The 13,576-nt window shown below is 41.4% G+C and carries 15 protein-coding genes; 14 read left to right on the plus strand and 1 reads right to left on the minus strand.

The genetic code is table 11. The features are described from left to right. Positions 1-157: 157 nt before the first annotated feature. Complete coding sequence (locus B2400_RS08505) at positions 158-1,015, minus strand: M23 family metallopeptidase (RefSeq protein WP_149524601.1); 858 nt, start codon at positions 1,013-1,015, stop codon at positions 158-160. 128 nt (positions 1,016-1,143) lie between these two features. On the opposite strand from B2400_RS08505, the gene mutY reads away from it, so the two are divergent. The 14 genes from mutY to B2400_RS08575 all read left to right on the plus strand — a co-directional run bounded on the left by mutY (position 1,144) and on the right by B2400_RS08575 (position 13,511). Continuing rightward, complete coding sequence (gene mutY, locus B2400_RS08510) at positions 1,144-2,187, plus strand: A/G-specific adenine glycosylase (protein WP_293932610.1); 1,044 nt, start codon at positions 1,144-1,146, stop codon at positions 2,185-2,187. A 31-nt stretch (positions 2,188-2,218) separates the two neighbouring features. Continuing rightward, positions 2,219-2,665: a single-stranded DNA-binding protein gene (locus tag B2400_RS08515; RefSeq protein WP_293932612.1), complete on the plus strand. Its 447-nt coding sequence runs from the start codon at positions 2,219-2,221 to the stop codon at positions 2,663-2,665. Between the two features lie 64 nt (positions 2,666-2,729). Continuing rightward, positions 2,730-3,770 carry a phenylalanine--tRNA ligase subunit alpha gene (pheS, locus tag B2400_RS08520; RefSeq protein ID WP_293932614.1) on the plus strand — a complete coding sequence of 347 codons (1,041 nt, stop codon included), beginning with the start codon at positions 2,730-2,732 and terminating at the stop codon, positions 3,768-3,770. A 69-nt stretch (positions 3,771-3,839) separates the two neighbouring features. Then, on the plus strand, positions 3,840-4,412 hold the full coding sequence (locus B2400_RS08525) for a TetR/AcrR family transcriptional regulator (protein ID WP_293932616.1): 573 nt from the start codon (positions 3,840-3,842) through the stop codon (positions 4,410-4,412). 141 nt (positions 4,413-4,553) lie between these two features. After that, positions 4,554-5,963: a 23S rRNA (uracil(1939)-C(5))-methyltransferase RlmD gene (gene rlmD / locus B2400_RS08530; protein WP_293932618.1), complete on the plus strand. Its 1,410-nt coding sequence runs from the start codon at positions 4,554-4,556 to the stop codon at positions 5,961-5,963. Continuing rightward, positions 5,963-6,355 (plus strand): hypothetical protein, encoded by a 393-nt coding sequence (locus B2400_RS08535; protein WP_293932620.1) that lies wholly within the window; start codon positions 5,963-5,965, stop codon positions 6,353-6,355. Before rlmD ends, B2400_RS08535 begins: the two co-directional genes overlap by 1 nt. A gap of 64 nt (positions 6,356-6,419) precedes the next feature. Further along, a complete protein-coding gene (locus B2400_RS08540) occupies positions 6,420-7,178 on the plus strand; it encodes a hypothetical protein (RefSeq protein ID WP_149524608.1) in 759 nt (252 codons plus the stop codon). A 124-nt stretch (positions 7,179-7,302) separates the two neighbouring features. Continuing rightward, a complete protein-coding gene (locus B2400_RS08545; RefSeq protein ID WP_414712986.1) occupies positions 7,303-7,986 on the plus strand; it encodes an OmpA family protein in 684 nt (227 codons plus the stop codon). 147 nt (positions 7,987-8,133) lie between these two features. Then, complete coding sequence (gene miaB, locus B2400_RS08550) at positions 8,134-9,567, plus strand: tRNA (N6-isopentenyl adenosine(37)-C2)-methylthiotransferase MiaB (RefSeq protein ID WP_149524609.1); 1,434 nt, start codon at positions 8,134-8,136, stop codon at positions 9,565-9,567. Between the two features lie 23 nt (positions 9,568-9,590). Continuing rightward, a complete protein-coding gene (locus B2400_RS08555; protein WP_293932626.1) occupies positions 9,591-10,862 on the plus strand; it encodes a sigma-54 interaction domain-containing protein in 1,272 nt (423 codons plus the stop codon). Positions 10,863-10,874: 12 nt separating this feature from the next. Next, positions 10,875-11,399: an LptE family protein gene (locus B2400_RS08560; protein ID WP_149524611.1), complete on the plus strand. Its 525-nt coding sequence runs from the start codon at positions 10,875-10,877 to the stop codon at positions 11,397-11,399. Positions 11,400-11,416: 17 nt separating this feature from the next. Beyond that, a complete protein-coding gene (locus B2400_RS08565) occupies positions 11,417-12,583 on the plus strand; it encodes a hypothetical protein (RefSeq protein WP_293932628.1) in 1,167 nt (388 codons plus the stop codon). Positions 12,584-12,597: 14 nt separating this feature from the next. Next, positions 12,598-12,972 carry a preprotein translocase subunit SecG gene (secG, locus tag B2400_RS08570; RefSeq protein ID WP_293932630.1) on the plus strand — a complete coding sequence of 125 codons (375 nt, stop codon included), beginning with the start codon at positions 12,598-12,600 and terminating at the stop codon, positions 12,970-12,972. Positions 12,973-13,235: 263 nt separating this feature from the next. Beyond that, entirely contained in the window at positions 13,236-13,511 is a 276-nt protein-coding gene (locus B2400_RS08575) for a co-chaperone GroES (protein ID WP_149524614.1), read from the plus strand. Positions 13,512-13,576 lie beyond the last annotated feature (65 nt).

Here is a 13,576-nt window from a genome sequence, read left to right on the forward strand (position 1 = left end):
TTTCGAATGGGGGCTGATGGGGGTTAGCATTGGGTTTGTATTGGGTTTGAAAGGGGAGTATGCTGAAATAGGGTTATAAAAAAAGCATTGAATTATCTGTCCAATGCTTTTTGTCTTTTGATAAATTATGATAGGAGGTTAGTATTCTTCGACTAACTTAAAATCTTAATGTTTTCTCCGGGTTTAATTTTGTGCCGTTGCTCAGCAATTCATAATGAAGATGTGGACCTGTTGATCGGCCAGTATTTCCTAAGCCACCAATTATTTGACCGGCTTCTACACGTTGTCCTACGCGAACATTTGTTCTGGAAAGATGGGCGTATCTAGTTTCCCATCCATTGCTGTGTTCTATAATGACTACACGTCCGTACTGACCTTTGTAACCTGCATGCACCACTTTGCCCGCAGCAGTCGCTTTAATAGGTTCTCCGGTTCTGCCTTTGATATCAATGCCCGAATGCATTTCTCTACCTCTATTTGTAAAAGGGTTGCGACGGTAACCAAAGCGTGATGTAATCTTGCCATGATGAGGAATTCCTAAAGGAATACCTTCTAATTTCTTATCTAAATTTTTTAACTCTTTCTTGTAAAACTTGGTTAGTTCTTCCAAGTTTATTTCCTCCTCAACTGGTCCTCCGACGTTTTTTATTTTAGGGGCGATATCTTTTAATCCCCTTTTACGCATTTTGGCATTAATTTGGTTAAGAGTACTATCGATAGCGTCAAATGATTTCTGGACTTGCTCCATACTCATTTGATTTGAGGCTTCCTCCGTTGCTAGCGATTGTTTTGCAGCCTCAAGGGCTTTCACTTTCTGAGTTAACTCTTTTTCGTAACGTTCGCTGGTGTTTTTTGTAGCGAGGTAAACGATAGTACCGCAGGCTAGGCAAATCAATAAAATGCCCAAGCCAAGAACTCTTTTCCAGTTTTTTACTATAAAAGTAGGAACCTGGATCTTGCGATCAGAATCTCCGTTGGCATCTAGAATAACAACGGAAGTCTTTTGTTTAATCATACTTTTTACTTCTCTAAATACTGCTAGTCGAATTGCTAATTTATAGCAACTCTTAAATATTTAAGGATTTTTTAACATTTAATAACTTTCCTGCTAACGTTTGTTGGAATAATTTTCATCTTTGCAATATGTCATTTTCAGCACGTATACTCGATTGGTACCATGACCATAAAAGAGCACTACCATGGCGAGAAACAAAGAATCCCTACATTATTTGGCTTTCCGAGATCATCCTCCAGCAGACAAGAGTTGAGCAAGGGACACCATATTTTTTTAAATTTGTAGAGGAATATCCAAATGTAACAAAATTCGCTGCCGCTGAACAGGCAAGTATTCTTCGCTTATGGCAGGGGTTGGGGTATTACTCCCGTGCTCGAAATATGCATAAAGCTGCTAAACAGGTGGTTGATCTATATGATGGCATATTTCCGACGCATTATAAAGATCTTTTATCGCTGCCCGGAGTGGGCGAATATACAGCTGCTGCCATTGCCTCCTTCGCTGAAAATCACCCACATGCGGTGGTAGATGGCAATGTTTTCCGCGTTTTATCACGTTATTTCGGAATAGAAGAGCCCATCAACTCCACCGCTGGTAAGAAGTTGTTTTCCAAGCTTGCCGATGAGTTATTAGATCGGGTGCATCCGGGAGAATATAATCAGGCGATGATGGATTTCGGCGCTATGCAATGTAAGCCGAAGAATCCAGATTGTAGTATTTGTCCATTACAAGTCGATTGTGTTGCGTATGGGAAGGGCTTACAGGCAGAACTTCCAAAGAAATTGAAAGGAAAAAAAAGCCGGAACCGATATTTTCATTATTTTGTACTGGAGCGCGATGGCGAGGTGATGATGTCGCAGCGCCCGGAAGGTGATGTTTGGACAAACCTTTTTGAGTTTCCGATGGTAGAAACTAGTGAGATGCAATCGCACATTGAATTGCAAGCATCTGCTGCTTTTCGCGATATTTTTGGGGATGCACAGCTACGCCCGATCGTCGGGATGCAGAAACATGTCCTTAGTCATCAGAATATTTACGCGAGCTTTTATAAGCTGGAAAATATCGATACAGATATAGCGAAAAAAAGCAATTGGAATTATTATTTGTTGGAAAATTTAGATAAATTAGCTAAACATAAACTCATTAGCTCTTTCGTTGAGCGATATTTTTAGTGCTAACTAATCCTAAATTATTGATTATCGTATGTCTGGTGTAAACAAAGTTATTTTAGTAGGGCATCTAGGTAAAGACCCTGAGATCCGTTATTTGGAAGGTAATGTAAGCGTGGCGAGTTTTCCGTTGGCAACATCAGAGACCTTCAGTAAAGACGGTAAGCGTATTGAGCAAACCGAGTGGCATAATATCGTTTTATGGCGTGGACTTGCTGATGTTGCGGGAAAGTACCTAAGTAAAGGCAAGTTGGTCTACATCGAAGGGAAATTGAGAACCCGTTCCTATGAAGATAAAGAAGGTATTCGTCGATATACGACAGAAATCGTTGCTGAGAGCTTTAACTTATTAGGACGTCGATCGGACTTCGAGCCGCAAAATTCACAAGGATCATCTACCGCTACATCTACCACTGAAGCTGAGAAAGAACAATCTGTTGATTTTACGGAGAATGATGATAATGATGGCTTGCCATTTTAACATTTGCCTAATTAATTACCCGAGCATATCATAAACTTTTTAAAAATTGCTGTATCTTTGGCGCATGTTGCAAGATAAAATAACGCAGTATACCCAAGAGATTGAAGCATTTGCTCCGAATTCGGCGCAAGATGTGGAAGCATTCCGTCTAAAGTTTTTAGTGTCGAGAGGCATCGTGAAGAGTTTGTTCGAAGAGTTCAAAACCGTTTCATCAGAAGAGAAGCGCGTTTTGGGTAAAGTATTGAACGAATTCAAACAATTAGCTGAAAACAAATTCAAGGAAGTTTCAGAGCAATTTGATAATGCAGCGGATAGCGGTCAGAATAAGAGTGAAGGTGATCTTACCTTACCGGGCGAAGGTTTCCAAGTCGGTTCAAGACATCCATTATCTTTAGTGCGCAAAGAAATCGTTGAGATCTTTAAGAAATTAGGTTTCGTTGTGGCGGAAGGTAATGAAATTGAAGACGATTGGCATAACTTCTCGGCATTGAATTTTGCTCCGGAGCATCCAGCGCGTGATATGCAGGATACCTTCTTTGTGAAGAAACAAGACGGTAATGATGTGGTATTGCGTACGCATACTTCTTCGGTACAGGTTCGATTGATGGAAAACGGACAACCTCCATTCCGTGCGATTATGCCTGGGCGTGTTTATCGTAATGAAGCTATTTCTGCTCGTGCACACTGCTTCTTCCATCAGGTGGAAGGTTTGTACGTAGACGAAGACGTTTCATTTGCAGATTTGAAGCAGACTTTATATCACTTCGTGAAAGAGTTGTACGGTGAGGATACGAAAGTTCGTTTCCGCCCTTCTTATTTCCCTTTTACAGAACCTTCGGCAGAGATGGATATCTCCTGTTCGATCTGTAAGGGCGCCGGTTGTCAGATGTGTAAGCAATCGGGCTGGGTAGAGATCTTAGGCTGTGGTATGGTGGATCCAAATGTATTGGAGAACTGTGGTATCGACAGTAAGAAATATTCGGGTTATGCATTCGGTATGGGTATCGAACGTATCACCAACTTGAAATATGAGATTCGCGACTTAAGGCTATTCTCGGAAAATGATGTTCGTTTCTTGTCTCAATTCGAAACAGAGATCATTTAATATAAAGAAAATCAAACCTCTGCTGCCCATACACTGGGCAGCAGAACTTTATAAACGTTAAACTAGTTAATGGAAGATAAAATAGTCATAGCAATTAAGAAGTCTGCTCGCGAACTTTTTAGAAAGTATGGCTACAACAAAACTAGTGTGAACGAACTCGCCAAAAACGCTTCCATCGCCAAAGCGACCTTTTACAAACATTTTGCGAGTAAGGAACTGATCCTTCACGCTGTCTTGATGGATTATATCGAAGAGAATGTGTCGGACATCTTGAATAAGCATGTTAACGAAAAGGACTTGGCGACCTTTCTGGCGAATACCATCCTCAAGGTCAGCCGTGTTACCTATACGGTTTGTAATGAGTTTGTAGGCTGGGAATTCCTCCGAGAGTCTGCCAATGCGCAGGAATACCTCAAGATACTCTCGGACGATTTAGAGTTTTTGTTGTTGCGCTCCTTTATGCAAAATGAAACCATCAGCGCCACCATCCCCGAAGAACGCCTCACCTTCCTGATCAAGTGTAGCAAGAATATCGTATTCTCCTTCGCATTTACCGCAGTCTCGGTCGCAGACGTTCGCAAGAATTTTATTTCCTTCCAAAAAGATATGCTCCCTTACTTGGTTGAGGCAACCTTGTTGTAGGATAGACATCATTGAACGATTGTTTGACGAAAGAGTTGTTTGACGATATTCGCACGTTTATTGCGAAAAAGTAAACGTCATATGCTAATGTCTAAAATCTGACATCTAATATCTAATCTAAATCGTATTTTTGCACCCACTATGGGAAGAAGAATTGCTCAAGACAAAAAGTTTATTTCCGATCTGTCGATCATTGACATTGCAGAAGAGGGAAAAGGTGTAGCTAAGCAGGATAATTTAGTTTATTTTATTGAGCGTGCTGTGCCTGGTGATGTGGTTGATGTGGAGTTGATGCGCAAGAAGAAAAGCTTTGTGGAGGGTCGTGTGACGGCGATCAAGCAGGCGTCGGAATATCGTGTTGAGCCGTTTTGCTCTCATTTTGGTGTTTGTGGTGGCTGTAAATGGCAACATATGACCTATGAGGCGCAGCTTAAGTTTAAGGAGCAATATGTTGGAAACGCGCTTTCTCGGATTGGGAAGGTTGATGTTTCGGATATGGAGCCGATCTTGGCTTCGGAGCAAACGAGCTACTACCGAAATAAATTAGAATATACTTTTTCCAATAAACGTTGGTTAACGGATTTGGATGATGTGCAGCCGGGCGATTCGATGGATGCCCTAGGGTTCCACGTGCCAGGAAGATTTGATAAGATCTTGACGGTAGACCATTGTTATCTACAGCAAGATCCGTCAAACGATCTGCGCAATACCATCTTTGAATTTGCGAAGGCCAATGAGATCTCTTTTTACGATCTGAAGCAACATGAAGGGGCATTAAGAAATTTGATTATCCGTACTTCTTCTACAGGAGAATTGATGGTTATCGTTGTATTTGCTTATCCGGAAGACGGACAGGTTGAATTGTTGATGTCTTTCATTCAAGAGAAATTCCCGACAATTACGTCCTTACTATATATTATCAACCAGAAGCGCAACGATACGATCTTCGATCAGGATATTCACATCTATGCCGGTCGTGATTTTATCTATGAAGAAATGGAAGGATTGAAATTTAAAGTAGGGCCGAAGTCATTTTATCAGACCAATTCGCGTCAGGCTTATGAGCTTTATAAGATCACGCGCGAGTTTGCGGACTTAAAAGGCGACGAGCTGGTTTACGATTTATATACAGGCGCTGGTACAATTGCCAACTTCGTAGCGAAAACAGCTCGTGAAGTTGTAGGTGTTGAATATGTGCCTACAGCGATCCAGGATGCGAAGGTCAACTCGGCAATCAATGGTATCGACAATACGAAGTTCTATGCTGGGGATATGAAGGATGTTTTAACGAGCGATTTCATCAAGGAGCACGGCAAGCCGAATGTAGTGATCACGGATCCTCCGCGCGCGGGTATGCATGCCGATGTGGTGGAGCGTATTCTGGAAATGGAAAGTGAGAAGGTGGTTTATGTAAGCTGTAATGCAGCTACGCAGGCTCGTGATTTGGAAATGCTGCAAAGCAAATATGAAGTAGCGAGAATAAAACCCGTAGATATGTTCCCTCATACACAACATGTGGAGAACGTGGTCTTATTAAAACTGAAGAAATAATGGATTTACAAGATTTACTAAATAAGCCGGAAGGTGAGGGGCAAGCTCCGAAAGGAAAGAGCCCTCTAGTTAGTTTGAAAGCAGATTTAGATTTCTATAAGGAAGCTATTCAAGAGGTTTCCGTGGAGCTGATGGCAGAGGGATATACCTTGTTCCCTATTTTTGTGGCACACCAGCATGAAGTGGATTTGGGTGAGGTGATTCTAAATCGTAATGAATTGAATACCGCTTGGACTATTCACGCTAGCTCGCTGGAAGAGTTTATTGAAAAGCGACTGATTGACGAAGATAAGCGCGGCTATTTTGAGAAAAGTTTCAAGCCGGCGAATGAATTTATGTGTTTATTCGTGATCGTTCCGGAGGGTGCAAACTTCGTTTTTTATCCATATTAACGCTATCTTTTTTAAACTTTTTAACATTTGTCAGTCTAAACTATTGCTACCTTTAGCATATTCTATGCATTATAAAATAAAAAATATAGTCCTTTTAAGTCTATTACTATGCTTAGGCTGTGCTTTCTCGTTACACGCGCAGGAGGCAGGGTCTATTTCTGGTTTAGTCTTGGAGAAAGGCACGAGTACTCGGATTAGCGATGTCAATGTGAATAACCTAAAGAACGGACAATCGGCTCGCACGAATGCATATGGTGTATTTACCATTTTCGCAGCGGTGGGAGATACGCTGTCGTTCAATAAAGTGGGTTACGGTCCGGTTAAGACAGTCGTTAGGACATTGGAAGATATTCTAGTGGATTTGCAGTCTGGATTGACCATTGAAACAGTCGTGGTTACCCGTACCTCGAAGGAAGCGGAATTGCGTGGCTATTTGGACGAATATAGAAAGAAAGGTGTTTACAACAACGGACAGAATAAATTCGGAACCTACCTAGCAAGCCCTGCAACAGCACTTTATAATTTGTTTGGTCAGGAAGCAAAGAATGCGAAGCGTTTTGAGAAATATATGCATCAAGAGCTGGAAGCAACTAAAGTAGATCGGATTTTTAATAAAACTTTGGTCACGCAATTGACCAAGTTGGAGGGGGAAGAGCTACAGTCCTTTATGGATCTTTATCGCCCTTCGTATAGTACTGCACAATATTGGGGTCAGTATGATATTATGAGCTACATTACGAGGTCCTTTAAATCTTGGGATGAGCAGGGAAGACCAAAATCCCAACGCCTTCCAAAGTTAGAAATTCCAGAGCAGCAAAAATAACACGCTGATTTTTAGCAAATTATAGTGTATTGGTTTTGGTGAAATGCATTTTGGCATTGGCTTTGCAAATTCATTTCTTATTGAAACAATTAAAAGTATTAAGATAAAATTAGTGATTATGAAAATGAATAAAAGATTAGCGGTATACGGATTAACAGTTGCAACTTCAGCGATGATGTTTGCAAGTTGTTCAACTATCCAAAATACAAGTAACACAACAAAAGGTGCCGTAGTTGGTACGGCTGCAGGTGGTGCTATTGGAGCATTGATCGGTGGTAAAGCTGGTAACACAGCAGTTGGTGCTATCGCTGGTGCGGTGATAGGCGGCGCTGCAGGTACATTGATCGGTAAGAAAATGGACAAGCAAGCCAAAGAAATAGAGAACACTGTTGCTGGTGCTGAAGTAGAACAGGTTGGTGAAGGTATTTTGGTTAAATTTGATTCGGGAATCTTATTCGATTTCAATAGTACTGCGTTGAAAGCTAGCGCAAAAGAAAATATTGCGAAATTAGTAGAGACATTAAATAAAGAGCCGGATACTGAAATCTTAGTTTTAGGACACACAGATAACGTAGGTACGCTTCAGGCTAACCAGAAAGTATCTGATGGACGTGCGGCATCAGTGAAATCATACGCTGTATCTCAAGGTTTAGCGAGTGGACGTATCAAAACTGAAGGAAAGAACTACTCGGAGCCAATAGCATCGAACGATACAGAAGCTGGTAGAGCAGAAAACCGTCGCGTTGAGATCGTTATTGTAGCGAGCAAAAAAATGCAACAAGAGGCTAAGCAAGAAGCTGGTCAATAAGAACAACAGTATAAATAGATAGAAAAGGCGTATCATTTGATGCGCCTTTTCGCGTTTGGCTTTTTTTGTTAAATTTTAGTCAACTGCTGACAAACTGTCATTTCTTTTGGTTTTTATTACTAACTTTGTAGTCTTTGAAAATTGACTATGCTAGAGTTATCACATACAACTAAAACACACGATGAGACGCGCCAAGGAGAGGCTTTGGAGTTGGTGCCTACCGGAATGTCCAATGGTCGTAAGCTTTATATCGAAAGCTACGGATGCCAGATGAACTTTTCGGACAGTGAGATTGTTGCTTCTATCCTAATGGAAAAAGGGTATGAAACAACGCGTGATTATAGGGATGCGGACGTGGTGTTTATCAACACATGTTCGATTCGCGAGAATGCGGAGACCCGCGTTCGTAATCGTCTGAAAGAGTTTGAGTCAGCGAAGGCAAAGAATCCGGGTATGGTCGTTGGTGTGTTGGGCTGTATGGCAGAGCGTTTGAAAGCTAAGTTCTTGGAAGAAGAGAAATTGGTTGACGTGGTGGTGGGACCGGACGCGTACAGAGATCTTCCGAATCTGATTGATAAGGTTGACGAAGGTGGTCGTGCGGTAAATGTTTTGTTATCTCGTGAGGAAACATATGCTGATATCAGTCCGGTTCGTTTGAATTCGAATGGTATCTCGGCTTTCATTTCTATCATGCGTGGTTGTGATAATATGTGTTCATTCTGTGTTGTGCCTTTTACGAGAGGTCGCGAGCGCAGTAGGGATGCGGAATCTATCGTCAAAGAAGCACAGGGATTGTTTGACGCCGGATACAAAGAAGTAACCTTATTGGGTCAAAACGTTGACTCGTATAAATATACGCCTGCCGTTGCGGAAGGCGAAGAGCCTAAGCCTACTGTAAACTTTGCACAGTTATTAGCTTTAGTTGCAGAGGTGAGTCCGGAGTTGCGCATTAGATTCTCTACGTCGCATCCGAAGGATATTACAGATGAGGTGCTTCATACGATGGCACGCTATGATAATATTTGTAAGTATATCCACTTGCCAGTACAGTCTGGAAACTCTAGAGTATTGGAGCTGATGAACAGAACATACGACAGAGAATGGTATATGGAACGCGTAGATGCAATCCGTCGTATCATCCCTAGCTGTGGTATTTCTACCGATGTGATTACCGGTTTCTGTACAGAGACGGAGGAAGAGCATCAGGAAACCTTGTCGATGATGGAATATGTGAAATATGACTTCGCTTATATGTTCGCTTATTCGGAAAGACCAGGTACATTGGCGGCAAAGCGCTATGAGGACGATATCCCGGAAGAGGTGAAAAAGCGCCGCTTGACGGAAGTTGTCGATCTTCAGCGCGAGCATAGTTTATATCGCGTGCAGAACTTTGTGGGCAAAGTTCATCGTGTGTTGATCGAAGGATTCTCTAAACGTTCAGATAAAGACTACTGCGGTAGAAATGACCAGAATACAATGGTTGTTTTCCCGGTAGATGAACGCTATAATGTAGGCGACTACGTTAATGTATTAGGAGAAAGCTGTACATCAGCAACATTGATCGGAAAGATCGTAGACTAATATTTCAAAATAGAAGCTTATAAATGGATCATCAAGATATAAAGAATAGGTTTGGAATAATTGGAAATTCACCCTTATTGAATCGTGCAATCGATATTGCACGCCAAGTGGCACCTACCGATATATCGGTTTTGATTCAAGGGGAAAGTGGTTCAGGTAAAGAGGTTTTTTCACACATTATTCATCAATTAAGTGGCCGCAAGCACGGGCCGTTTATTGCGGTGAACTGTGGTGCGATTCCTGAAGGAACAATCGATTCGGAGCTTTTTGGTCACGAGAAGGGTTCATTCACCGGTGCTCATGAGGCTCGTAAGGGATACTTCGAGGTAGTCGATGGTGGTACCATTTTTTTGGATGAAGTTGGCGAGTTGCCCTTAGGTACTCAAGCTCGTTTGCTCCGTGTGTTGGAAAGTGGCGAATATATCCGTGTTGGATCTTCTAAGGTGCAGAAAACAAATGTGCGTGTTGTAGCTGCAACGAATGTCGATGTCTATGAAGCGGTAAAGAAGGGTAAATTCCGTGAGGACTTATATTACCGGTTGAATACTGTTCCCTTGCGTATCCCGCCTCTGCGTGAGCGTAAGGAAGATATCTATTTGCTGTTCCGTAAGTTTGTCGTAGATTTTGCTGATAAGTATAGGACACCAGGCATACAATTGACGCCTGATGCTCAAGATTTATTGTCCAATTACTCCTGGCCGGGTAATGTTCGCCAGTTGAAAAATATTGCCGAGCAAATCGCTGTACTGGAAAAGGAACGAGTTGTTACTGCTCAAATATTGAGCAACTACATCCCTATCGAATTGCATACCACATTGCCGATGCCGGTAAAGGATGCGAATAAAGAGAATTTTTCCGAAAGAGACCTGTTGTATAAGGTGCTTTTTGATATGAGAAAAGATATGGTCGATTTGAAAAAGCTCGTGGTTGAATTGATTCAGAATGGTTTCAATCCGGGGACTATTGAACAGAACTCGCCATATATCAATCAATTATATCAAGAAGTTCGTCCTGCAACAACGAATATTGTTAATGACGATTATGCGATCGCGCAGCCTCCAACATTAACGATCCACAAGCCGAATCAGCCGAATGGCAACAAGAACGATTATTTAACTTATGATACAGAAGATGTTGAGGAAGTTGAGGAATCATTATCTTTGGTAGACAAGGAGTCTGATTTGATCAAAAAGGCCCTGAGAAAGCATAAAGGTAAGAGGAAGGCAGCGGCTCAGGAGCTAGGGATCTCAGAACGTACCTTGTATAGAAAAATTAAAGATTTAAATCTCGACTAATCTATCAAATTGATGTTCAAGATAAGAGGATTCGCCCTTGGCAGTTTATTAGCCATGTTAATGGTCTGCTTGATTCAAGGTTGTGGTGTAAATTATAGTTTGTCTGGTGGATCAATTCCAGAAAATCTGAAGACTTATTCCGTGGCATTCTTTGAGAATATTTCTCCGGTTGTAAATCCGAATTTAAGTCAGACTTTCACCGAGAAGCTGAAAGAAACGATCCGGACGCAATCTCGCTTAAGTCAGGTGAATCAGGACGGCGATGCCCTTTTTGAGGGTGTCATCACCAACTACGCTATTACAGCGGCTGCAGTTGAGTCTAATACTGATTTTGCCGCATTGAATCGCTTGACAGTTACTGTAAAAGTGACTTATAAAAATACGAAAGACGAAACAGGTGAAAGCGACTTTGAAGAATCTTTTACACAATTCAAAGAGTTTCGCGGTGAATTTACAGCGCAAGAGAACACCCTGTCTGCAGAAATAGTGAAGATGCTAACGGAAGACATCTTTAATAGAGCTTTTAACAACTGGTAATCTACTTATTCAATACAATGGATCAACTTAATATATTTAGAAAAGCATTGGAGAATCCCCTAGAAGTTAGTGAGGCGGATTTTCAGTACTTGCTTTCCAAATATCCTTATGCTCAACCCATCGTTTTTGCAAATGAACGTAGAAAGCAATTGGAACAACAGGCAATTGATAAGCAGAAGACCTTGTTGTATGCCTATAATGCGTTCTGGCTGCGTGATTATCTGCAAAAGCCGGTAAAGGTTATTCCAGAGCTGGAAGTAGATTCCGATGATTATATTAGTTTTGAAGAGGTAGAAGCTCCATCGGCTCTTGCGGAGGATATCGAAGATACTCCCCAAGTGGAAGATTTACAGCAGGAAGAGATTGCTGAAGAGGAACTTAATTATGTAGAAGCCGAAAAAGAGTTATCGGAAGATTCGCCAACGAGCGCTACGGCGGAGGAAGAGAAGGTCGCTGAGGATCATTTAGAAGACGAAGAGCCTGAGGAAGAGATTGATGAGAGCCAACTTTTCGATTATGAGAAGTATGTTTTAGGCGCGAAACCGAGGAGTACTGTTAGGGTTGCTCCAGAAGTGGAGGTCGAGGAGGAGATTGAAGAGGAAGAACCAGTAGCACTGGCCGAAGATGTAGAAGAACAAAATGTGCGTTCCCAAGAGGATATTAGCTTATATAATGATGAGCTCATGCCGTATAGCTTCCGTTGGTGGTTATACAAGACTCGACTTGAACATGCGGATACTTATCAGCCTTTTGCACAGCCCGCATTTCCGAAACCCCATAAGGGACAGTTCGATCCACGTAAGTTGGATGAAGCTATTTTAGATCAGCAGATCCGAGAGAATATTTTCCATTTGCAAAACCCGGAAGATAAGCTCAGCGCGCAATATCAAAAAGATACAGTAGAATTTAACCCCGCGGAAGAGAAAGATGAGGTCATCGAGAAGTTTATTCGTGAAGAGCCTCAAATTCAACCTCCGAAGGCAGAGGAAATCAACAACGAAAATAAAGCAAGAAAGAGCTCTGAAGATCGTCTTTCTGTTGTCACCGAGACCTTAGCAAATATTTACGAAGGACAGGCCATGTATGAGAAAGCGATTTTGGTGTTTAAAAAATTAATTTCCGAGAATCCAGAAAAAAAATCGTACTTTGCGACCCGAATTAAAGAGTTAGAACAAAAGTTATAAATAGAAATATAGAAATGACAACCTTATTTATTATCCTTATCATTTTAGCGAGCTTATTATTATCGTTTTTTGTATTGATACAGAATCCAAAAGGTGGAGGTTTATCTTCAGGATTTTCTGGCGGAGCTAACTTAATGGGGGTTCAACGTACCGGCGATATTTTAGAAAAAGGTACATGGATTTTAATCATCGCATTAATGGTGTTCAGTTTAGCAATCAACATCATGGGGCCTTCAGGAACAAAGACCGGTGGTTTAGGGGATCAGATTGAGGCGCCAGCGCAAGGTCCTAATCTCAACTTGAATCCTAACGCAAATCCTACTGCTCCTGCCACAGGTACTACCGCACCTGCAGCTCAGGCACCTGCGGCTACAGATTCCACTAAATAAGCTTAATCTCACTAAAAATATTTATTTAGCCCTGTCCAATGTGACAGGGCTTTTTTATTTCCAAGTGCAATGGCCTACTTGGCAAGTTAAAATTGTTTGATGGTCATTTTGACAGACTGACACGAATTTCCTTCGCATATGTCAGTAATTGGGCTTGAAAATGGAAAAATTGGCAAGAAAAAAGCTCTTTTTTTGATTGGCATAGTTACTGATGCCTTACGTTCGAATAAGTAAATTAAAATATAATAAACTGATATACAATTATGGCTTTAAGTATTAAACCTATCGGAGACAGAGTAGTAGTTGAAGCTGCTCCAGCAGAAGAAAAAACAGCATCGGGTATCTACATTCCTGACACAGCGAAAGAAAAACCATCTCAAGGTACAATCGTTGCAGTAGGTACTGGAAAACCTGACGAACCTCTTACTGTACAAGTTGGCGATAAAGTATTGTATGGTAAATATGCAGGTACTGAAATTACTTATGAAGGTAAAGAATATTTAATTATGCGTGAAGCTGATATTTACGCAGTTCTGTAATTTAATCAATCAATCATTAACAATCTAACAATAATAGCAGCGAAAGAATGATCGGTACTGTTATT

Origin of the sequence: Sphingobacterium sp. UBA6645 (assembly GCF_002455685.1) — a bacterium.
In the GTDB taxonomy this organism is placed as follows: Bacteria; Bacteroidota; Bacteroidia; order Sphingobacteriales; family Sphingobacteriaceae; genus Sphingobacterium; species Sphingobacterium hotanense.

What these genes read in the sequence shown, in the direction of transcription:
- B2400_RS08515 (WP_293932612.1), top strand. Translation starts at nt 2,219, where the DNA reads ATGTCTGGTGTAAACAAAGTTATTTTAGTAGGGCATCTAGGTAAAGAC.
- B2400_RS08545 (WP_414712986.1), top strand. Translation starts at nt 7,303, where the DNA reads ATGAATAAAAGATTAGCGGTATACGGATTAACAGTTGCAACTTCAGCG.
- secG (WP_293932630.1), top strand. Translation starts at nt 12,598, where the DNA reads ATGACAACCTTATTTATTATCCTTATCATTTTAGCGAGCTTATTATTA.
- B2400_RS08555 (WP_293932626.1), top strand. Translation starts at nt 9,591, where the DNA reads ATGGATCATCAAGATATAAAGAATAGGTTTGGAATAATTGGAAATTCA.
- B2400_RS08535 (WP_293932620.1), top strand. Translation starts at nt 5,963, where the DNA reads ATGGATTTACAAGATTTACTAAATAAGCCGGAAGGTGAGGGGCAAGCT.
- B2400_RS08560 (WP_149524611.1), top strand. Translation starts at nt 10,875, where the DNA reads ATGTTCAAGATAAGAGGATTCGCCCTTGGCAGTTTATTAGCCATGTTA.
- B2400_RS08575 (WP_149524614.1), top strand. Translation starts at nt 13,236, where the DNA reads ATGGCTTTAAGTATTAAACCTATCGGAGACAGAGTAGTAGTTGAAGCT.
- B2400_RS08565 (WP_293932628.1), top strand. Translation starts at nt 11,417, where the DNA reads ATGGATCAACTTAATATATTTAGAAAAGCATTGGAGAATCCCCTAGAA.
- pheS (WP_293932614.1), top strand. Translation starts at nt 2,730, where the DNA reads ATGTTGCAAGATAAAATAACGCAGTATACCCAAGAGATTGAAGCATTT.
- B2400_RS08505 (WP_149524601.1), bottom strand. Translation starts at nt 1,015, where the DNA reads ATGATTAAACAAAAGACTTCCGTTGTTATTCTAGATGCCAACGGAGAT.
- miaB (WP_149524609.1), top strand. Translation starts at nt 8,134, where the DNA reads ATGCTAGAGTTATCACATACAACTAAAACACACGATGAGACGCGCCAA.
- B2400_RS08525 (WP_293932616.1), top strand. Translation starts at nt 3,840, where the DNA reads ATGGAAGATAAAATAGTCATAGCAATTAAGAAGTCTGCTCGCGAACTT.
- rlmD (WP_293932618.1), top strand. Translation starts at nt 4,554, where the DNA reads ATGGGAAGAAGAATTGCTCAAGACAAAAAGTTTATTTCCGATCTGTCG.
- B2400_RS08540 (WP_149524608.1), top strand. Translation starts at nt 6,420, where the DNA reads ATGCATTATAAAATAAAAAATATAGTCCTTTTAAGTCTATTACTATGC.
- mutY (WP_293932610.1), top strand. Translation starts at nt 1,144, where the DNA reads ATGTCATTTTCAGCACGTATACTCGATTGGTACCATGACCATAAAAGA.